We start from the raw sequence: 18,185 nt of genomic DNA, 5'->3' as shown, positions 1-18,185 counted from the left end.
GCCGAATTCGACTCCCAATGCCCCGTCTGGCGATGGCTCGACCAGCACCGGAACGTCCCATTCCGCCTTCGCCGTACGTATCCGGTGCGACTCTCGAACGCGTGATTAAGGAGCCCCTGCTACGCCAACTGAGGTAGCCCATCTGGTCGGTCGCACAGCGGATCCAGACGTTCCGGTGAGCGGAGCCCGTGCTTCAGCGGCCGCTGGGGGGGGGGCCACCGGCTCACCGGCTTGCCGACGGCGGCACGCCCACCCGTCCGGTCCGCCGCTCGCCGTCAAGGACGCGCAGGGCCCGGGCGAGCGTGGCGGCGTGCACCTCGCTCTCGCCGCGCCGGTGCATGAGGGCCAGCGCGTCCCGCAGGGCCGTCGCCCGGCCGACCAGGGCCTGGGCGGCACGCAGTCCGCCGTAGGTGTGCTCGGCGCGAGCGGGGTTGATCCGGCCGACCAGGTCGACGACTTCGAGGTAACGGTCGATCAACTCGGCCTCGGCGCGGGTCAGCGCGGGCAGTGGCGGCAGCTCGGGTGGCAGCATCCGCGGGTCACCTCGCCCCGCGCGCGCCGAGCGAGGTCTTGCGGCTCTGGACGATCCGGTCCACGAGCCCGTACTCCACGGCGGCCGGGGCGTCGAGGATCTTGTCCCGCTCGATGTCCGCGGCGATCCGCTTCTGGCTCTGTCCCGTGTGCCGCGCGAGGAGTTCTTCGAGGAGCCGTCGGGTCCGCAGGATCTCGTCGGCCTGGATCGCCAGATCACTGGCCTGCCCCTGGATCGGCTCGGAGAAGGAGGGCTGGTGGATCAGTATCCGCGCCCCCGGCAGCGCGTGCCGCTTGCCGGGCGTGCCGGCCGCCAGCAGGACGGCGGCGGCCGAGGCGGCCTGCCCGAGGCAGACCGTCTCCACGTCACAGCTGACGAACCGCATCGTGTCGTAGATGGCGGTCATCGCGCTGAACGAGCCGCCGGGGGAGTTGATGTACAGCGAGATGTCGCGGTCGGGCGCCGCGTACTCGAGGTGCGTGAACTGTGCCATCACGTCGTTCGCCGACGTGTCGTCGACGGGGGCGCCGAGAAAGACGATCCGCTCTTCGAGAAGCCGCGAGTACGGATCCAGGGTCCGCGTCCCCGAACTGGTGCGCTCGGTGAACTCGGGCAGGACATGACGTGCTGACGGACGGCGCATGGCGGGCCTCTCTTGCTAGGGGGCGGCGGAGGGTCCGGCTCTCCAAAAAATGTACAGGACGTACGTTTCCTTTGGGGGCGCTCAGCAAGGCAGCCTTCTGTCGACGACGAAGCTGATCTCGATGGCCTGACCGGGGAGGGTCAGTTCGGTGACGCCGAGGACCGTGGCGGTGGGGCGGTGGTCGCCGAAGTACGCCAGGTTGCCCTCCGCCGTCGCCGCGGCGTTCTGCCGCAGGTTCACCACGTACAAGTTCTGTGAGACCACCTGGTTCCGGGTGGCGCCGTAGTGGTCGAGGACCTTGTCCAGGTTGGTGTAGGTCTGCTGGAGCTGGGCACTGAAATCGCCCGCGTGCACGAAGGTGCCCGTCTCGTCGAACGCGAGCTGTCCGGAGACGTGGATCAGTTCGCCGGACCTGATCGCCTGTGCGTATCCGAAGTCGCTCTCGGCCGGGATGTCGTGGTTGAAGACGTTGAGGCTGGTCACGGTGTTCGCCCTCCCGAGGTGCTCTCTTGTGGTTACTCGGGAACTGTAGGAGAGTGGCCCCTGACCTGGAAGAACGCACTTTTCGGTGACTGGGGAACCTGATGGTGACCAAACAACTGCTCCAAGGGCTGCCCGAGGACGCGGACCTCAGGCGCGCGGACTCGCTGGCCCGGGAGATCTTCTCGGACGTCGCCAACAAGTGGGCGCTCCTGATCATCGAGACGCTCGGTGACGAGACCTTGCGCTTCAGTGCGCTGCGGGACGGGGTCGAGGGCATCAGCCACAAGATGCTCACGCAGAACCTGCGCATGCTGGAGCGCAACGGCCTGGTCGAGCGGAAGGTGCACCCCACCGTGCCGCCGCGCGTCGAGTACACCCTCACCGAGGCCGGCCGGGGCCTGCGCGCCACGGTCGACGGCATGTGCGAGTGGACCCACCGCCACCTCGGTCACATCGAGGCGTCGCGCCTCCGCTTCGACGCCTGAGGAGCGGCGCGCGCGGAACCGGCCCTGCCCGGCCCCGGCCCCGGCCCCGACGTCAAGACCCGGCCTCCGCGATCCGTGGCAGGGCGAGCCGATAGGCGGCCTCCACCGTCTCGGCTTCGGTGAAGCCGGGCGTATCCAGGCAGCGCCGCGCCAATCCGAGCGGACCGTCGTCACCACTACAGAGCAGGCGCGGCTCCAGGGTGGTGAAGAGGCGGTGGTCCCCATACCGGCGCCGGGACCGCAGCTGCGCCAGTACGTTGGTCTCCGCGTGCGCGATGGCCGCCCCGGCGAGCTGCCCGGGCGGGGCGGCTGCCTCCTGGCTGCGGTTGCGCCCGCAGGCCACCACCGCGCCATCAGCGTCGAGCAACGCCGCTCCGATCGGCCGGCTGCCCGCCCCGAACGCCTCCCACGCCAACGCGACGGGCAGTCGCCAGGCCGCCGGCAGTTCTGTCCCGGCACCAGACATGCACCGATTCTGCCCGCCAGGAAGGGGCGCGAACGGTTCCGCGGCGATGCGTCCGGGCGGCTGCGATCCACGGCTCACTCTGCGGAGCAGCTACTAAGCTGGACGGCATGGCCTACGAGATTCCGGTGACGCAAGCCCGGGCAGAGCTCGCCGAGCTGATCAACCGCGTCGTCTACGGCGGCGAGCGGGTCGTCGTCACGCGCCACGGCAAGCCGCTCGTGGCGCTGGTCTCCGCCGCTGATCTGGAGCGCCTCGAAGCGCTCGCCGAAGCCGTGGAGACCCCGGAGGAGCGCACGGTCAGCACCGTGACCTCGATCGGTTCCGCGCCGCCCGCCGGTACGGGGTCGGAGCACCGGCGGTTCGGCATCGCGGCGGAGCACCGAGGGCCCAACGTGACGTAACCGGACCGCCGTTGGGGCAGACGCAGGTCCGGTGCCGGCTCAGCCCACCGGTGCGGCATCCCGTACGGCCGAGGGTTCCTCCGGGGCCGGTGCGCGCCGCCCGCGCCGCGCGCCGAGCAGGACGCCGGTGAGGCCGAGCACGGTCCAGATGCCGAGGGTCAAGGCCGGTGCGGCGGCTTGGGCGCCGTCGAAGAAGGACACCGAGCGCAGCAGGGTGCCCCCGGCCCCGGGCGGCAGCAACTGCCCGATGACGCCGATCGGTTCGGGCAGCAGCCGTGGTGCGGAGGTCACGCCGGAGAAGGGGTTGCCGAGGAGCACCATCAGCAGGGCGCCGACCCCGATGCCCGCCGGGCCGAGCAGCGCTCCGATCCCGGCGACCGTGGCGCTCACCGCGAGGGTGGAGAGCCCCAACGCCCCTGCTTCCGCCCACCAGTTGCCGGTGAGGACACCCAGCCAGCTGTGGGTGAGCGCGGCCGCGACGACGCCGACGAGCCCGGCGGCCAGGACCAGTGCCCCCGCCGCGCGGAGCCCGCGCAGTCCGCCCAGTGTGACGAGCGCGCCGGCGGCGACCCCGGCGATCGCCAGCGGCAGCACGCTCGACCCGAGAGCCGAGCCCCTCGGGTCGGCCGCGGGGGCGGGCACCACGTCGACCGTTGGCACCTGCGTGCCCTCGGGTGCCTGTTCCCGCACCGCCTGCTCCAGGAGCTGGGCGACGACCGGGCTCGCGGCCGTCGCGGTCAGCAGCTTGGGGCCCTCGGGCGTGGCGACGACCGCGCCGTACACGGTCCGTCCCTCGATCGCGGACCGGGCGGCGGCCTCATCCGCGTAACGATGCACCTCGAACGCGCCCTCGCGCTGCTCGAGCCGTTGTGCGACCGGCTCCGCCGCGGCGGCCGGCCCGGCGACGCCGAGGGGCAGATCGCGTGGGGCGGTACGTGCGGCGGGCCAGGCGAAGGCCCAGAGCGCGAGCGCGACGAGTGCGGGGACCAGGACGGCCACCACCGCGATGCGCGGGCCTTGCCCGGAGCGGCTGTCGGGTGGCGGTGGCGTGGACATGAGGCTTCCTCCCATTCAGAGACAGGGATTCAAAGAGAAGGATCGTTCGTTTTACTTTGAGGCCACTGTCCTGCCGGTGCGTGCGGTTGTCAAGAAGGAATGTTCGTTTTACGTTGGGCGCATGGCTCGCGTATCCCAGGAACACCTCGATGCCCGACGGCGGCAGATTCTCGACGGCGCCGCCCTCTGCTTCGCGCGCAACGGCTTCCACGCCACGTCGATGCAGGACGTCCTGAAGGAAGTGGGCCTCTCGGCGGGCGCCGTCTACCGCTACTTCGCCGGCAAGGACGAGCTGATCACCGCGATCGTCTCCGAGGTGCTCACGGACATCAAAGGCATCTTCGATGTCGTCGCCCGGCAGAGTCCGCCGCCCCCGCCGGACGTCCTGCTGGGCCGCGTGGTGGCGCAGGTCCTCGACCTGAGGCCCGGTATGCGGGTGGAGGGGACCTCGTACTTCCCCCGGCTGATGGTCCAGGTCTGGACGGAGACACTCCGCAACGACGAACTGGCGGCCCTCATGGCCCGGATCTACGCGGATGTGCGCGCCGCCTGGGTGAAGGTCGTCGAGGCCTACCAGGAGGCGGGCATGATGCGCGCGGACGTGCCCGCCGACCACGTCGCCCGCACGATGATCGCCGTGGTGCAGGGATTCGCCGCGCAGTACGCCCTCTTCGAAGGGGTGCGCGTCGAGGCGCTGCGGGAGGGCCTCGGAGCATTGCTCGGTATGGCGGAGCCCAGCTGACGGTCATGGGCCGGTCAACGGCTGGTTAACCTCGTTGAAACTCCTCCCAACTACCCTCCCGTGCCACGCCACCAGGGGTTTTCGTAACCGGGGGTGCGCAAGATCACGCGTACTCGCTGTGTGTTACATCTATATCCGTCGCGGTGGCCGCGGCAGCCGGACCCCGCACGGTTCGGAGCGAGGACTGTGAGGTGGGACGCGTGCAACTGACCCCGCACGAGCAGGAGAGACTGCTCATCCACGTGGCCGCGGACGTGGCCGAGAAGCGAAGGGCGCGGGGACTGCTGCTCAACCACCCCGAGGCGATCGCCCTCATCACCTCCCACATCCTGGAAGGCGCCCGGGACGGCCGCACCGTCGCCGAGCTGATGTCGTCGGGGCGGAAGGTGCTCACCCGGGACGATGTCATGGCGGGCATCCCGGAGATGATCCACGACGTCCAGGTCGAGGCCACCTTCCCTGACGGCACGAAGCTCGTCACCGTCCACGACCCGATCGTCTGACGGGAGTCACGCGCCTCATGCATGCCGCCACGCACGGCACAGGTCAGGGGCCCGTCCCCGGGGAGATCCTCTTCGCCGACGAGCCCGTTCCCTTCAACGAGGGCCGCGAGGTCACCCGCCTCACCGTCCTCAACGCCGCCGACCGTCCCGTCCAGGTCGGCTCCCACTACCACTTCGCCGAGGCCAACCCGGGCCTGGACTTCGACCGCGGCGCCGCGCACGGAAAGCGGCTCAACATCGCCGCCGGAACCGCCGTGCGCTTCGAGCCCGGAATCCCCGTCGACGTCGAACTCGTCCCGCTGGCCGGCAAGCGCGTCGTGCCCGGCCTGCGCGGCGAGACCGGAGGTGCCCTCGATGCCTGAGCTGTCCCGTGCCGCGTACGCCGACCTGTTCGGCCCCACGACCGGTGACAGGATCCGGCTCGCCGACACCGATCTCCTGATCGAGATCGAGGAGGACCGCTCCGGCGGTCCCGGCCGCTCCGGCGACGAGTCGGTGTTCGGCGGCGGCAAGGTCATCCGCGAGTCGATGGGCCAGTCCCGCACCACACGCGCCGAAGGAGCCCCGGACACCGTCATCACGGGCGCGGTGATCATCGACCACTGGGGGATCGTCAAGGCCGACGTCGGCATCCGCGACGGCCGCATCACCGGCATCGGCAAGTCCGGCAACCCGGACACCATGGACGGGGTTCACCCCGATCTCGTCATCGGCCCGGAGACCGAGGTCATCGCGGGCAACGGCAAGATCCTCACCGCGGGCGGCATCGACACCCACATCCACTTCATCTCGCCGACCATCGTCGACGAGGCGCTCGCCTCCGGTGTCACCACCCTCTTCGGCGGCGGCACGGGCCCCGCCGAGGGCAGCAAGGCGACCACGATCACGCCGGGGGCCTGGCACCTGGCGCGGATGTTCGCGGCCATGGAGTCCAGCCCCGTCAACATCGGCTTCCTCGGCAAGGGCAACACCGTCTCCGCCGAGTCGATGCACGCCCAGCTCCGCGCCGGCGCCGTCAGCTTCAAGATCCACGAGGACTGGGGCGCGACGCCCGCCACCATCGACGCCTGTCTGAACGTGTGCGAGGAGACCGGCGCCCAACTCGCCGTCCACTCCGACACCCTCAACGAAGCGGGCTTCGTCGACGCCACGTTCGACGCCGTCGCCGGGCGCACCCTGCACGCCTTCCACGTCGAGGGCGCGGGCGGCGGACACGCCCCGGACATGATCACCGCGGTGTCACTGCCGAACATGCTGCCGAGCTCCACGAACCCGACCCGGCCGCACACGGTCAACACCGTCGAGGAACACCTCGACATGCTGATGGTCTGTCACCACCTCAACCCGGCCGTCCCCGAGGACCTGGCCTTCGCCGAGTCACGTATCCGGCCCACGACGATCGGCGCGGAGGACATCCTCCACGACCTCGGCGCCATCTCGATCATGTCCTCGGACTCGCAGGCCATGGGACGCATCGGCGAGGTCATCATGCGTACCTGGCAGACCGCGCACGTGATGAAGCGGCGCCGCGGCTTCCTGCCGGGGGACACCCGCGCCGACAACCGCCGTGCGCGTCGCTATGTCGCCAAGTACACGATCAACCCGGCCGTCGCACAGGGCATCGACCACGAGCTCGGCTCGGTCGAGTCCGGGAAACTCGCCGACCTCGTGCTGTGGGACCCGGCGTTCTTCGGCGTCAAGCCCCAGACCGTCCTCAAGGGCGGACAGATCGCCTACGCGCAGATGGGCGACGCCAACGCCTCCATCCCGACCCCGCAGCCGGTCCTGCCGCGCCGCATGTACGGGGCGCACGGCAGGGCTCCGGGGCTGAACTCGGTCAACTTCGTGACCCAGTCAGCGCTGGACGACGGGCTCGTGGAGCGCCTCGGCCTGGACAAGCAGTTCCTGGCCATCCGCTCCACGCGCGGCCGCTCCAAGGCGGACATGCGCGAGAACGACGCGCTGCCCCGCGTGGAGGTCGCCCCCGACAGCTTCGCCGTCACCATCGACGGTGAACTGGTCGAGCCGTCACCCGCCGCTGAACTGCCACTCGCCCAGCGGTACTTCCTCTTCTGACGGCCCCGACGGACTCTGGCGACGATCACATGTCACGCGCAGCACTCCTCGTCCTGGCCGACGGCCGTTTCCCCGCCGGTGGGCACGCGCACTCCGGTGGCGCCGAAGCGGCCGTCAAGGCGGGCCGGATCACCGGGGCCGAGAGCCTGGAGGCCTTCTGTCGAGGGCGGCTCCACACCAGCGGCCTGGTGACGGCGGCCCTCGCGGCGGCCGCCGCACTCGGCGTGGATCCGGCCGCCCTGGACGAGGCGGCCGACGCACGCACCCCCTCGCCAGCCCTGCGCGCAGCGGCGCGGCGGCTCGGGCGGCAGATGATGCGGGCCGCCCGCGCCACCTGGCCACACCCCGAACTCGACGTGCTGGCCAGGCGGTTCCCCAAGGGGGCCCATCAGCCGGTCGTCCTTGGACTCACCGCCCGCGCCGCCGGCCTCGGGCCCGACGACGCCGCGTACTGCTCGGCGTACGAAGCAGTCAGCGGCCCGGCGACCGCCACGGTCCGGCTCCTGAGCCTCGACCCCTTCGACGCCACGGCGGTCCTGGCGCGGCTCGCCCCTGATCTCGACCGGGTCGCGCGGGCCGCGGCCGAGGCGGCGGACCGCGCCGCCGCCGAGGGCGTCGACGCGCTGCCCGCGGCGTCGGCTCCACTCCTGGAGATCGGAGCGGAGGCGCATGCGGCCTGGCCGGTACGGCTCTTCGCGTCGTAGCCGCGACACGCCGGCAGCCGGGGTCCGAGAAGCCCGGAGCGCGCCCTGTACGCACACCACACGCACGACTTGCACTACCACCGCGAAGGAGCAGCACCATGCACCTCGACCACTCCCACGCCGGCCCCGCCGCCGTCTCCGCCGACGCGCACCGCCCCGACGGGCGCCGGCGCGCGCTGCGTATCGGGCTCGGTGGGCCCGTCGGGTCCGGTAAGACCGCGACCGTCGCCGCCCTCTGCCACGCGCTGCGCGACCAGCTGTCCCTGGCCGTCGTCACCAACGACATCTACACCCGCGAGGACGCGGAGTTCCTGCTCCGCGAGGCCGTGCTGCCGCCCGAGCGGATCACCGCCGTGGAGACCGGGGCCTGCCCGCACACCGCGATCCGGGACGACATCTCCGCCAACCTGGAAGCCGTGGAGGACCTGGAGGACGAGGTCGGGCCGCTCGACCTGATCCTCGTCGAGTCCGGCGGTGACAACCTCACCGCCACCTTCTCCAAGGGGCTCGTCGACGCGCAGATCTTCGTCATCGACGTCGCGGGCGGTGACGACATCCCGCGCAAGGGCGGTCCCGGCGTCACCACGGCCGACCTCCTCGTCGTCAACAAGACCGACCTCGCCCCGTACGTCGGCTCCGACCTGGCCAGGATGGCCGCGGACGCCAAGGCGCAGCGCGCCGAACTCCCGGTGATCTTCCAGTCGTTGCGTTCCGCGGAGGGCGTCGGTCCGGTCGCCGCCTGGGTGCGTGAGCAGTACGCCGCATGGACCGCGTCGGCGTGACGGTCGACCTCGCCCCGCAGGGCGACACGCAAGCCCTGCGGGGCGGCAAGGAGTGGCAGGGCGGCGCCGGCCTGCGGGCCACCGCCCGCGTCGAGGCGCGCGCGGACGGCCGTGGCGGCACCGCCCTGCCCGTGCTCGACGGCGAGGGCCCGCTCGCCCTGCGCCGCACCCGCTCGACCGGCCCCGCGGCGCGCGTCACACTGGTCGGCGCGATGAGCGGCCCCCTCGGCGGTGACCACCTCACCGTCGAGGCCACCGCGCGGGCAGGGGCATCGCTGCACATCGCCACGGCCGCGGCGACCCTGGCACTGCCGGGCCAGACCAAGGAGCCGGCGCACTACGACGTACGCCTCACCGTGGCCGAGGGCGCCGAACTGCGCTGGCTGCCGGAGCAGTTGATCTCCGTACGCGACAGCGACCTGCGGGTCACGACGCGTGCGGATCTCGCCGCGGGGGCCCGCCTGGTGCTGCGCGAGGAGCAGGTCCTCGGCCGCACCGGCGAGGACTCCGGTCGCCTGACCAGCCGCCTCACCGTGCGCCGGGCGGGCACTCTGCTGCTCGACCAGGAACTGTCGTGCGGCCCCGGAGCCCCCGGCGGCTGGGACGGCGCCGCGGTCCTCGGGGGGCACCGCGCCGTAGGCCAACTGCTCGTCGTACGACCGGAGTTCGAGCAGGGTGCCCCGCGGGCCGCGCCGCTGGGGGAGTGGGCGGCGCTCACGCCGCTGGCTGGACCCGGTGTCCTGGTCACCGCCGTCGCCCCGGACGCCCTGCGGGTACGCCGCACGCTGGACGAGGCCCTGCGCGATCTGTGCGGGTGACGTCACGGCACCCGTGCCACACCGACCCATCCGGCCCGCATGGTCAGTGAACCGGGCATGGCCGCGTCCGGCTTCCACTTCGGCCACGGGACGAAACCGGGGTCGACGAGCTCAAGGCCGTCGAAAAGGGAGACCGTCTGCTCCGGGCCGCGCAGAATGTAGGGAATGGCGCCGGAGTTGTTGTACTCCTCCTGCACGCTGCGGTGCAGTTCGTCGTCGGCGTCGGCGTGGGTCAGTGAGACGTAGCTGCCCGAGGGAAGACCGGAGACCAGACCACGCACCAGGGTCAGAACGTCTTCCCAGGGGTCGATATGGCCCAGCACGTCATTGATGACGAGACCGACGGGCCGGGACATGTCCAGCGTTCTGGCCGCGCCGCGAAGGATCGTGTCGGTGTCCCGCATGTCCGCCAGCACATAGTCGGTCGCGCCTTCAGGGGTGCTGTGCAGGAGCGTGTCGACGTGCATGAGGACGATCGGGTCGTGGTCCACGTAGACCACCCGGCTGTCCGGCGCTATGCGCTGAGCGATCTCGTGGGTGTTGTTGGCCGTGGGCAGCCCGGCACCCACGTCCAGGAACTGGTTGACACCTTCCCGCGCCATCCAGGTCACCGAGCGGCGCAGCACGTCGCGTGACTCCCGGGCCATCGGGACGATCAGCGGAAACTTCTCCTTGTAGGCGTCACCGGCCTTCTGGTCGGATTCGTAATGGTCCTTGCCGCCCAGCCAGTAGTTCCAGACACGTGCGCTGTGCGGAAGGGACGTGTCTATGTCGTGGAGGTCCGCTGGTTCACTGCCCACTGAAAAAGTGCCTCTCTCCATCGCCGTCAAGCGCGAACTCGGTGAAGCTCGGCGCCTTCACATTGTGCCGATCACTGGCCACGGCGTATCGGATTCGGGGGAATCGGACGTCACCGAGGGGGGCGCCGCCGTGCCTGACACCCGTCCCATTAGCCTCATGCGAGGAGACACCATGTGATGCGATGTGTCTCCACTCCGAGGAGGCGATGGTGAGCGGAACAGGCGTGCGGTTGCTCGCGGGTGCCATGATCGTGGTCTGCATGACGCTCGTCGGCCCCAGTGCGCCCAAGGGCACCCTCTTCGCCAGGCCGCTGCCCGCCGGCGCCCCCGAAGATGTCGTACCGAACCGGGTCATGACATGGAACATCTGCAATCCCTGCAACGAGAGCGGACAGAACATCGGCCGGGCGGCGGACATCGCCATGTACGCGCCCCAGGTCATCGGCCTGCAAGAAGCATGTGTGCGGGACGTCGAGAGGATCCGGGACCATCTGGAGTACCAGTACGGACTCGTCTACCAGGTCGAGTACGGGTCCGTGCTCCGCAGTTGGAGCCGCTGCGGAGGGCTGCCGTGGCGTCCGGGGGGCTTCGGGCAGGCCATCCTCTCGGCGGCACCGATGACGGACCACGTGAACGTGGAGTACCCCGACGGCGGATCCGAGGACCGCGGGTACATGGCGGTCACCACCACCGTGGACGGCCGGCCCACTCGGGTCTTCAACACGCACCTCGCCCAACGACGCCAGGAATCGGTCCGCGCGGAACAGACCGACGTACTCGCCGCGGCCGTCGCGCGACACGACCGCGCGATCGTTCTCGGCGACTTCAACGCCGAGCCGGACGCCCCGGAACTCGCCGAGATGTGGGCGGTGGCCGCGGACGCCGACCCTGAGTGCCGTTCCCGGGCCACCGGCACCTGCGAGGTGACGACCGACTGGTACAGCAAGTTCGACTACATCTTCCTGCGGGACATCGCCCCGGCCGGACACGGTGTGCATCTCACGCGGTACTCGGACCACAACATGTTTCACGCCGACGTGGATCTGACCGAGCCGACCTGAGCGCGCGGTCTTTTGAGGACCTGGATCCAGGGCACGCGTAGACAAGTGATCTTCGTAGTCCTCCTCCGGAAGGGTCCGAATGACCGTGCCCTCGCGCCCGGTGCCACACGTGGCCCGCGAACGGCGTTTCGACCTGCGCGCGAACGCCGTGTTCTTCATTCTGCTCGCGATCATCCTCTGCCTCGTGGTGTTCCTGGTCCGCACCGCGGCGAGCATCGTCGAGAGCCGCCCGCTGTGGGCAGGCGCGCTCGTCCTCGTGGCGCTCTCGACCGTGCCGCTGTGCCGGTCCAGGTGGCGCCGCTTCTCCGCCGCCAGGTGTGCGCGCCGCGCCGCCGAGGTGCTTGAGGAAGCCGCGGAGCAGGCCGCCGACAGCCTCGGTGCCGCGGAGGAGGCGGGCGCGGCGCGCGGCGCGCGGAGCGATGCGACGTACATGCCGCCGGGCGGCGAGGAGGCGACCGCCGTCCTCGACCCGCCGTTCGCCGAGGACGACACCTGCGCGTACGACTACGCCGAGCTCGCCCCGGACGGATTCGAAGAGGCCGTCGCGGACCTGTGCGCCCGTGACGCGTGCCAGGGCGTGGAAGTCGTCGGTGGCGCTTGCGACTTGGGAGCGGACGTCATAGCCGTGACGCCCGACGGGCGGCGGGTCGTCATCCAGTGCAAGCGTTACGGCGACGGGAACAAGGTCGGCTCGCAGGACCTGCAGCGCTTCGGAGGGACCTGTTTCACCGTCCACGAGGCCGACGTGGCCGCACTCGTCACGACGAGCGACTTCACCGCTCCCGCCCTGGAGTACGCGCAGCAGTGCGGCATAGTCTGCCTCGACGGCGCGGCCCTGGAGGCCTGGCGTGATGGCACGGGGCCGAGCCCTTGGGAGGGGGCGGGCAGGGAGAGCGCCGGTTCGGTCACTCCAGGGATTGATGGGTCATGACGTGATCGGCGATCTGGTGGAGCGGCTGCTCGTGGCGGAAGGCGTGGGCGCGCATGCGGGCCAGGGCGTCGTCCGGGGGGAAGCCGGTGCTTTTCGTCGAGGACGAGCAGGGCGTGGACGCGGGCGTAGGCGAGCGCCAGGGACTTGTGCCGGTCGGTGAGCGGGCCGGGGCAGCGCGGTACGGGTCATGGTGCCGATGCGCAGGTGACCGGTGGTCAGGGGCAGGGCGTTCACGGAGCGTATGTGCCGCCCGGCGGCGGCCTGCGTGAAGGCCGGCCACCGCCGTGCGCCTGGTGCAGGTCTGCCTCCTCGACCGGGGTGCGCCGCACGAAGGCGTCGGTGCGGGGGCCCTACCCGGTGGTGAGCAGGGCGTCCTCCATGCGCCGGGTGCGCTCGTCGGTGGCGTAGCCCCTGAGGCGCAGTTCACCGGCGACGACCAGCGTCACGCCGAGGCCGTCGGCGTCCATGTCGGCCGCGCAGGCCCCGGGCGGCCGCGGCGAGGGTGATGCCGCCGCCTGGCTCTTGCCCGGCCGACGCCGTCATCCACCAGGCCAATGGAATGATCAGCTACCGCCACGCCGTCACCACCAGCCAGGCGCTGGCCCTGCTGCGCGCCCACACCCACCACAGCGACCTCACCGACCTCGCCCACGCCATCAGACCGGGGCCGCTGTAGGTGAGCAACGGGACCCGTGCCCGCCACACCGTTTATCGGAATGGTAAAGAAGACCTGCCGTGTCTGTTGCCAGGGGCCCCGCAGGCGCAAGGATCCCCCGTACTGATCGAAACTGCTCGAATTCGACGTGCGGGAGGCCCACTTGAGACGGACCCGAGGGACCAGGCGGACGGCGGTGCTCGGATCCGCGGGCGCCCTTGTCGCCGCCACGCTGACAGCGGGTGCGATGGCCGCGCCCACGGCGAGCGCCGACGCGGGCGCCCGGTCCGGCAAGGACCGTGAGGCGCGCGGTGTCGCGCTCGCCGCCCAGCGGGCCGCCAAGGCCGGTATCGAGTGGCGCGACTGCCCGGCCGACTGGGGCCTGGAGAAGCCCATCCAGTGCGGCTGGGTCACCGTCCCCCTCGACTACGCCAAGCCGGACGGCAAGAGGATAAAGATCGCCGTCGACCGCATAGGCAACACCGGTACCAAGGAAGAGCGTCAGGGCGCCCTCCTCTACAACCCGGGCGGCCCCGGCGCCTCCGGCCTCCGCTTCCCGCGCCGCGTCGTCACCAAGAACAAACTGTGGGAGAAGACCGCGAAGGCCTACGACTTCGTGGGCTTCGAGCCGCGCGGCGTCGGCCACTCGGCGCCCGTGTCCTGCGTGGACCCGCAGAAGTTCGTGAAGGCACCCAAGCCGGACCCGGTCCCCGACAGCGAGGCCGACAAGCGCGTCCAGCGCAAGCTCGCCGCCGAGTACGCGGACGGCTGCCAGGAGCGCAGCGGCGCGCTGCTGCCGCACATGACGACGCCGAACACCGCCCGCGACCTCGACGTCATCCGTGCCGCCCTCGGCGAGAAGAAGCTCAACTTCCTCGGCGTCTCCTACGGCACCTACCTGGGAGCCGTCTACAGCACCCTCTTCCCGACACACGTACGCCGCATGGTCTTCGACTCCGTGGTCAACCCGCGCACGGACAAGATCTGGTACGAGGTCAACCTCGACCAGGACGTCGCCTTCGAGAAGCGCCTGATCGACTGGATGACGTGGGTCGCGAAGAACGACGCCGCATTCCACCTCGGCGACACCTACGGCGAGGTCCGCGCCCAGTGGGAGAAGCTGCGCGCCACCGCGAAGAAGCAGCCGCTGGACGGGACCGTCGGCCCGGCCGAGCTGCACGCCTACTTCCAGAACGCGCCGTACTACGACTCCTACTGGGTCGAGGTCGCCACGAACTGGAGCAAGTACGCCGCCGGTGACCCCAAGCCCCTCATCGAGGCGGCGAGCCCCGACATGGCGGACAAGGCCGGCAACGCCGCCCAGGAGAACGGCAACGCCGTCTACACGGCCGTCGAGTGCGCGGACGCCAAGTGGCCGCGCAGCTGGTCGAAGTGGGACCGGGACAACACCCGCATCCACCGGACGAGCCCCTTCTTCACCTGGGGCAACGCCTGGATGAACCTGCCGTGCGCGACCTGGTCGAGCAAGCAGCAGCGTCCGCTGGAGATCGAGAGCCGCAAGGGCCTGCCGCCCACGCTGCTCGTCCAGGCCACCCGGGACGCGGCCACGCCGTACCCCGGCGCCCTCGAACTGCACGAGCGGCTCAAGGGATCGCGTCTGGTCACGGAGAAGGACGCCGGTTCGCACGGCATCACCAACATCCCGAACCCGTGCCTCAACGACCGCGTCGACGCCTACCTGTTGACCGGCAAGCTCGACGCCTCCGACGTGACGTGCGGCCCGCACGCCACGCCGAAGCCGTAACATCCCCCTGCCGCGCCCCTATTGGGAGATCGTCTCGATCCGAGGCGAGGCGATCTCCCGGTAGTCCGCCGTCCGAAGCGCCAGCGAACGGTCCAGCCGCGCCGCGTTGAAGAAGATCTCCTCATGCTCCAACAGTGCGGGATCCACGACGAGTTCGAGCTCCGGGTCGAACGAGAACGGCAGGATCGTCCCGCTCACGCTCCCCGAGAGCCGCTCCGCCACCTCCTGCGTCGCGAAGCCGGCGTACGTACCGCCGAGCAACGCCTTCAGCGCGTCGAGGTCGACGCGCCGGTCGCCCGGCACCACGGCCAGCGCGTACCGCTTCGTCTTCTTCCCGGTCTTCACCATCACCACGATGCACTTGGCGGCCTGCTCCAGGGTGTTCCCGCGCAGCGCGCTCACCGCCTCCGTGGCGCCCTCCGGCTCGTGTTCGATGACCCGGTAGGCCGCCCCCCGCTCGTCCAGCAGTCCCACCAGCTTCGTGTACTGGGCGTGCTGCTCGCTCACTCAGTCCTCCTGTCGCGCCAACCAGGCGTCTTCCGCTGCGTAGTCGAAGAGATCGACATTGGGATCATAGGTCGCGGCCATCTTCGGGAACGCCTCCCGCCAGTCCCTGTCGCCGAGCTGGTCGACGAGCCAATGGACCGTCTCCGCAAGGGAGTCGGCGTACGTCCTCACCGGGCGATATCCCAACTCCCGCTCCGCGGCCGACATGTCGTACACCACCGGGTGCCGTGCGGACCACGGGGTGAGGCCGACGCCGCGCTCCGGAGGGTCACCCTCCACCAGCACCGTCCGCGTCTCCACACCCATCACCGCGTCCACGGCGGCGCCGATCTCCGCGACGGTCGGCGCGGCGGGGTCTCCCGCGTTGAGCGCCCGGGAGCCCGGCCGGGCCGCCGCGAGACGCACCAGCTCCGCGAGGGTGTGCGCGCTCACCGGGTGGAAGCGGCTGCGCCCGCCGTGGGCGAGCACCCGGACCCGTCTGCCGTCCACGTTCCGCTTCACGAAGTACAGCTCGCGGGGCGTGCGGCAACCCGGCCCGTGGATCGCCCCGGCCCGCAGCAACGTCACCGGCAACCGCTCGCCGAGCGCCAGGAGTTCCTGCTCCAGGGCGACCTTGCGCGTGCCGTACGTGGTGTCGCCGGGCGCGACCGTCGGCTGGGTCTCGGGGAGCGGCACGAGGTACTCGGGGAAACCGTCCGGCTCGTCCTGGGTGTCGAAGCTGCGCCCCCGCGCGTCCTCGTACACCGCTCCGCTGGAGAGCACCACGGCCGACCCGATCCGGTCGGCGAGCGCCGCGTACTGACGGGCGTGCCCCCGGTGGAAGGCGACCATGTCGACCACCAGCTCCACGCCGTCGCCGAGCACCTTCGCCAGCGCCGCGTCGTCGTCCCGGTCGAGCCGCGCCTCGCGTACGTCACCGGGCCACTGCTCGTCGCGCCCGCCGGTCCGCGAGACCGCCGTCACCGTCCAGCCGTCCTCGGCGAGAGCCCGTACGGCCACGCGCCCGGTCTGTCCCGTCGCGCCGATCACCACTGCGTTCTTCATGCAGGGAACGTACGTGGCGGCCCCGGCGCGACACGAGAACGTCTGCTCTCAGCAGAGTGTCGCGGGGCCGCGCCGCCGGCCCGGCGGCGGATCGGTCGCCTCAGCTCAGCGGCATCCGGGGGAACCTCCGGGACTCCTTCGCCCTCGCCGCGGCGCGCTCGGCCTCCTCCGCCTTCACGACAGCCGCGTACTTGTCGACGTACTCCTGCCCGGAGAGCCCCAGGATCGCGTACATGATCTCGTCGGTCACGGCCCGCAGGACCGCCTTCTCGCCGTCCATGCCGTAGTAGCGGGAGAAGTCGAGGGGCTCGCCGAAGCGGATCGTCACGCGCCGGAGGTTCGGCACCTTCTGGCCCGGCGGCTGCGCCTCGAAGGTGCCGATCATCGCGCAGGGAATCACCGGCACCTCCGCTTTGAGGGCCATCGCCGCGACGCCGACCTTGCCCTTGTACAGCCGCCCGTCGTGCGAGCGCGTGCCCTCCGGGTAGATGCCGAGCAGCTCGCCCTTGCGCAGGACGCACAGACCCTCGCGGATCGCGGCCTGCCCCGCCTCCTTGCCGGAGCGGTCGACGGGGATCTGCCCGGCGCTGCGGAAGAAGGCGGCCGTGAGGCGGCCCTTGAGGCCCGGGCCCGTGAAGTACTCGGCCTTCGCGAGGAAGGTGATGCGGCGCTTGATGATCGCGGGCATCAGGAAGTGGTCCGAGAACGACAGATGGTTGCCCGCGACGATCGCCGCGCCCGACTCCGGCACATGCTGCAGACCCTCGATCCTGGGCCGGAACATCAGCCGCAGCAGCGGGCCGAGGATCACGTACTTGAGTAGTAGATAGAACATGGCGGCCGCCTTCCCCTGATCCCGGTGCCGACGCACAGTAGCCAATCGGCGACGCGGACGCGAGAGCCCGTTCGGGCTCTTCCGGGCCGCCGCACGGGCGATCCACCGGCGAGGCGGCTCGACGCCCGGCGAGGAGGGGAGGTCCGCTGGCCTCGCCCGGGCGTCCCCGGCGCCACGGGCCGACGCCACAGAACGTCACCGTCACTCACCCGGAGGTTTCGCATGCGTCCGTTCACCGTCGCAGCCGCCGCGCTGATCGCCCTCGGCACGGCCGTCCCCGCCCAAGCCGCCGACGGGGCCCCCACACGGGAGCGCGGGTTCTTCCTCACCGTCTCGGGCGCCGAGAACTCCTGGGTGCGCGGCGTGATGCTGCGCTGCGAGCCCGAGCCGAGCGGCCCCCACCCGCAAGCGAGGAAGGCGTGCGAGGCGATCCACCGGGCCAAGGCGGACTTCGGCGCCCTCGCCGACGACCCGCGCGTGTGCACCAAGCAGTTCGAGCCGGTCACGGCGACCGCGGTCGGGACCTATCGGGACCGGTTGATCGTGTGGCGGAAGACGTATGCGAACGCCTGTGAGATGCATGTCGACACCGGTCACGTATTCCGGTTCTGACACCGGTCGACCCGCCGTGCACCCCCGGCTGTCGCGCGGCATCGCGCTCACGTGGCGCGCGACAGCACCATCCCGAGCGTGATCAGCCCGAGCACGACCCAGCCGAACCACAGCCAGCCGTTGCTTCCGAGCGCCACCGAGTAGGCCGTCACCATGACCAGGCCTCCGACGGTGAACCCACCCATGGTCTTCGTGGAACCGGGCATCGCTCTCAGCCTCCTCCCGGCAGCCTGCGGCGCGTGCGCGCCGAGACCGCGGTCCGAAGACCATCGTGACCCGTGAGT

Annotated in this window: 23 protein-coding genes; 13 read left to right on the top strand and 10 right to left on the bottom strand. The window is 70.9% G+C overall.

Annotated elements, in window-relative coordinates; all coding sequences use genetic code 11:
* Positions 1 to 223: 223 nt before the first annotated feature.
* The 3 genes from KKZ08_RS02415 to KKZ08_RS02405 form a co-directional block, all read right to left on the bottom strand.
* Positions 224 to 532 carry a hypothetical protein gene (locus tag KKZ08_RS02415; protein ID WP_223772834.1) on the bottom strand — a complete coding sequence of 103 codons (309 nt, stop codon included), beginning with the start codon at positions 530 to 532 and terminating at the stop codon, positions 224 to 226.
* Between the two features lie 7 nt (positions 533 to 539).
* Positions 540 to 1,175 (bottom strand): ATP-dependent Clp protease proteolytic subunit, encoded by a 636-nt coding sequence (locus tag KKZ08_RS02410; RefSeq protein ID WP_223772833.1) that lies wholly within the window; start codon positions 1,173 to 1,175, stop codon positions 540 to 542.
* A gap of 81 nt (positions 1,176 to 1,256) precedes the next feature.
* Positions 1,257 to 1,658 (bottom strand): RidA family protein, encoded by a 402-nt coding sequence (locus tag KKZ08_RS02405; protein WP_223772832.1) that lies wholly within the window; start codon positions 1,656 to 1,658, stop codon positions 1,257 to 1,259.
* Positions 1,659 to 1,759: 101 nt separating this feature from the next.
* On the opposite strand from KKZ08_RS02405, the gene KKZ08_RS02400 reads away from it, so the two are divergent.
* Positions 1,760 to 2,143 (top strand): helix-turn-helix domain-containing protein, encoded by a 384-nt coding sequence (locus KKZ08_RS02400; RefSeq protein WP_223772831.1) that lies wholly within the window; start codon positions 1,760 to 1,762, stop codon positions 2,141 to 2,143.
* A gap of 52 nt (positions 2,144 to 2,195) precedes the next feature.
* On the opposite strand, the gene KKZ08_RS02395 is transcribed toward KKZ08_RS02400, so the two are convergent.
* On the bottom strand, positions 2,196 to 2,609 hold the full coding sequence (locus KKZ08_RS02395; RefSeq protein WP_223772830.1) for a hypothetical protein: 414 nt from the start codon (positions 2,607 to 2,609) through the stop codon (positions 2,196 to 2,198).
* 107 nt (positions 2,610 to 2,716) lie between these two features.
* Here KKZ08_RS02395 and KKZ08_RS02390 point away from each other — a divergent pair, with 107 nt between their 5' ends.
* A complete protein-coding gene (locus KKZ08_RS02390; RefSeq protein ID WP_223772829.1) occupies positions 2,717 to 3,010 on the top strand; it encodes a type II toxin-antitoxin system Phd/YefM family antitoxin in 294 nt (97 codons plus the stop codon).
* Between the two features lie 39 nt (positions 3,011 to 3,049).
* Here the strand turns inward: KKZ08_RS02390 and KKZ08_RS02385 are convergent, their stop codons facing one another.
* Entirely contained in the window at positions 3,050 to 4,066 is a 1,017-nt protein-coding gene (locus KKZ08_RS02385) for an ABC transporter permease (RefSeq protein ID WP_223772828.1), read from the bottom strand.
* 121 nt (positions 4,067 to 4,187) lie between these two features.
* On the opposite strand from KKZ08_RS02385, the gene KKZ08_RS02380 reads away from it, so the two are divergent.
* The 7 genes from KKZ08_RS02380 (at position 4,188) to KKZ08_RS02350 (ending at position 9,691) form a co-directional block, all read left to right on the top strand.
* Entirely contained in the window at positions 4,188 to 4,808 is a 621-nt protein-coding gene (locus tag KKZ08_RS02380; protein ID WP_223772827.1) for a TetR/AcrR family transcriptional regulator, read from the top strand.
* Between the two features lie 200 nt (positions 4,809 to 5,008).
* On the top strand, positions 5,009 to 5,311 hold the full coding sequence (locus KKZ08_RS02375) for an urease subunit gamma (RefSeq protein ID WP_223772826.1): 303 nt from the start codon (positions 5,009 to 5,011) through the stop codon (positions 5,309 to 5,311).
* Between the two features lie 17 nt (positions 5,312 to 5,328).
* Entirely contained in the window at positions 5,329 to 5,673 is a 345-nt protein-coding gene (locus tag KKZ08_RS02370) for an urease subunit beta (protein ID WP_223772825.1), read from the top strand.
* Complete coding sequence (locus tag KKZ08_RS02365) at positions 5,666 to 7,387, top strand: urease subunit alpha (protein ID WP_223772824.1); 1,722 nt, start codon at positions 5,666 to 5,668, stop codon at positions 7,385 to 7,387. The genes KKZ08_RS02370 and KKZ08_RS02365 overlap by 8 nt, the downstream gene beginning before the upstream one ends.
* A gap of 29 nt (positions 7,388 to 7,416) precedes the next feature.
* A complete protein-coding gene (locus tag KKZ08_RS02360) occupies positions 7,417 to 8,091 on the top strand; it encodes an urease accessory UreF family protein (protein WP_223772823.1) in 675 nt (224 codons plus the stop codon).
* Between the two features lie 98 nt (positions 8,092 to 8,189).
* Positions 8,190 to 8,873, top strand: a complete 684-nt coding sequence (gene ureG / locus KKZ08_RS02355) for an urease accessory protein UreG (RefSeq protein ID WP_223772822.1) — start codon at positions 8,190 to 8,192, stop codon at positions 8,871 to 8,873.
* A 71-nt stretch (positions 8,874 to 8,944) separates the two neighbouring features.
* Positions 8,945 to 9,691 (top strand): urease accessory protein UreD, encoded by a 747-nt coding sequence (locus KKZ08_RS02350; protein ID WP_223778883.1) that lies wholly within the window; start codon positions 8,945 to 8,947, stop codon positions 9,689 to 9,691.
* 2 nt (positions 9,692 to 9,693) lie between these two features.
* On the opposite strand, the gene KKZ08_RS02345 is transcribed toward KKZ08_RS02350, so the two are convergent.
* On the bottom strand, positions 9,694 to 10,491 hold the full coding sequence (locus tag KKZ08_RS02345; RefSeq protein WP_223772821.1) for an SAM-dependent methyltransferase: 798 nt from the start codon (positions 10,489 to 10,491) through the stop codon (positions 9,694 to 9,696).
* 182 nt (positions 10,492 to 10,673) lie between these two features.
* Here KKZ08_RS02345 and KKZ08_RS02340 point away from each other — a divergent pair, with 182 nt between their 5' ends.
* From KKZ08_RS02340 to KKZ08_RS02330, 3 genes are all read left to right on the top strand, one after another.
* Positions 10,674 to 11,552, top strand: a complete 879-nt coding sequence (locus KKZ08_RS02340; RefSeq protein WP_223772820.1) for an endonuclease/exonuclease/phosphatase family protein — start codon at positions 10,674 to 10,676, stop codon at positions 11,550 to 11,552.
* A gap of 109 nt (positions 11,553 to 11,661) precedes the next feature.
* Positions 11,662 to 12,483, top strand: a complete 822-nt coding sequence (locus KKZ08_RS02335; RefSeq protein WP_346657862.1) for a restriction endonuclease — start codon at positions 11,662 to 11,664, stop codon at positions 12,481 to 12,483.
* 818 nt (positions 12,484 to 13,301) lie between these two features.
* A complete protein-coding gene (locus tag KKZ08_RS02330; protein ID WP_223772818.1) occupies positions 13,302 to 14,903 on the top strand; it encodes an alpha/beta hydrolase in 1,602 nt (533 codons plus the stop codon).
* An 18-nt stretch (positions 14,904 to 14,921) separates the two neighbouring features.
* On the opposite strand, the gene KKZ08_RS02325 is transcribed toward KKZ08_RS02330, so the two are convergent.
* The 3 genes from KKZ08_RS02325 to KKZ08_RS02315 form a co-directional block, all read right to left on the bottom strand.
* Positions 14,922 to 15,410, bottom strand: coding sequence for a YbaK/EbsC family protein (locus KKZ08_RS02325; protein ID WP_223772817.1), 489 nt, complete (start codon positions 15,408 to 15,410; stop codon positions 14,922 to 14,924).
* Positions 15,411 to 16,454: an NAD(P)-dependent oxidoreductase gene (locus KKZ08_RS02320; RefSeq protein WP_223772816.1), complete on the bottom strand. Its 1,044-nt coding sequence runs from the start codon at positions 16,452 to 16,454 to the stop codon at positions 15,411 to 15,413.
* Between the two features lie 100 nt (positions 16,455 to 16,554).
* A complete protein-coding gene (locus KKZ08_RS02315) occupies positions 16,555 to 17,289 on the bottom strand; it encodes a lysophospholipid acyltransferase family protein (protein ID WP_223772815.1) in 735 nt (244 codons plus the stop codon).
* A gap of 222 nt (positions 17,290 to 17,511) precedes the next feature.
* On the opposite strand from KKZ08_RS02315, the gene KKZ08_RS02310 reads away from it, so the two are divergent.
* Complete coding sequence (locus KKZ08_RS02310) at positions 17,512 to 17,901, top strand: SSI family serine proteinase inhibitor (RefSeq protein WP_223772814.1); 390 nt, start codon at positions 17,512 to 17,514, stop codon at positions 17,899 to 17,901.
* 47 nt (positions 17,902 to 17,948) lie between these two features.
* Here the strand turns inward: KKZ08_RS02310 and KKZ08_RS02305 are convergent, their stop codons facing one another.
* Positions 17,949 to 18,107, bottom strand: coding sequence for a hypothetical protein (locus KKZ08_RS02305; protein ID WP_223772813.1), 159 nt, complete (start codon positions 18,105 to 18,107; stop codon positions 17,949 to 17,951).
* Positions 18,108 to 18,185 lie beyond the last annotated feature (78 nt).

The organism is Streptomyces sp. 135 (assembly GCF_020026305.1).
GTDB lineage: Bacteria > Actinomycetota > Actinomycetes > Streptomycetales > Streptomycetaceae > Streptomyces.
The sequence above is the reverse complement of the archived record's forward strand: the minus strand, read 5'-3'. Positions and strand labels throughout refer to the sequence as shown.

Coding starts and splice junctions, on each gene's coding strand:
- KKZ08_RS02415 (WP_223772834.1), bottom strand. CDS start 532: ATGCTGCCACCCGAGCTGCCGCCACTGCCCGCGCTGACCCGCGCCGAG.
- KKZ08_RS02410 (WP_223772833.1), bottom strand. CDS start 1,175: ATGCGCCGTCCGTCAGCACGTCATGTCCTGCCCGAGTTCACCGAGCGC.
- KKZ08_RS02400 (WP_223772831.1), top strand. CDS start 1,760: ATGGTGACCAAACAACTGCTCCAAGGGCTGCCCGAGGACGCGGACCTC.
- KKZ08_RS02395 (WP_223772830.1), bottom strand. CDS start 2,609: ATGTCTGGTGCCGGGACAGAACTGCCGGCGGCCTGGCGACTGCCCGTC.
- KKZ08_RS02390 (WP_223772829.1), top strand. CDS start 2,717: ATGGCCTACGAGATTCCGGTGACGCAAGCCCGGGCAGAGCTCGCCGAG.
- KKZ08_RS02385 (WP_223772828.1), bottom strand. CDS start 4,066: ATGTCCACGCCACCGCCACCCGACAGCCGCTCCGGGCAAGGCCCGCGC.
- KKZ08_RS02380 (WP_223772827.1), top strand. CDS start 4,188: ATGGCTCGCGTATCCCAGGAACACCTCGATGCCCGACGGCGGCAGATT.
- KKZ08_RS02370 (WP_223772825.1), top strand. CDS start 5,329: ATGCATGCCGCCACGCACGGCACAGGTCAGGGGCCCGTCCCCGGGGAG.
- KKZ08_RS02365 (WP_223772824.1), top strand. CDS start 5,666: ATGCCTGAGCTGTCCCGTGCCGCGTACGCCGACCTGTTCGGCCCCACG.
- KKZ08_RS02360 (WP_223772823.1), top strand. CDS start 7,417: ATGTCACGCGCAGCACTCCTCGTCCTGGCCGACGGCCGTTTCCCCGCC.
- ureG (WP_223772822.1), top strand. CDS start 8,190: ATGCACCTCGACCACTCCCACGCCGGCCCCGCCGCCGTCTCCGCCGAC.
- KKZ08_RS02340 (WP_223772820.1), top strand. CDS start 10,674: ATGTGTCTCCACTCCGAGGAGGCGATGGTGAGCGGAACAGGCGTGCGG.
- KKZ08_RS02320 (WP_223772816.1), bottom strand. CDS start 16,454: ATGAAGAACGCAGTGGTGATCGGCGCGACGGGACAGACCGGGCGCGTG.
- KKZ08_RS02315 (WP_223772815.1), bottom strand. CDS start 17,289: ATGTTCTATCTACTACTCAAGTACGTGATCCTCGGCCCGCTGCTGCGG.
- KKZ08_RS02310 (WP_223772814.1), top strand. CDS start 17,512: ATGCGTCCGTTCACCGTCGCAGCCGCCGCGCTGATCGCCCTCGGCACG.
- KKZ08_RS02305 (WP_223772813.1), bottom strand. CDS start 18,107: ATGCCCGGTTCCACGAAGACCATGGGTGGGTTCACCGTCGGAGGCCTG.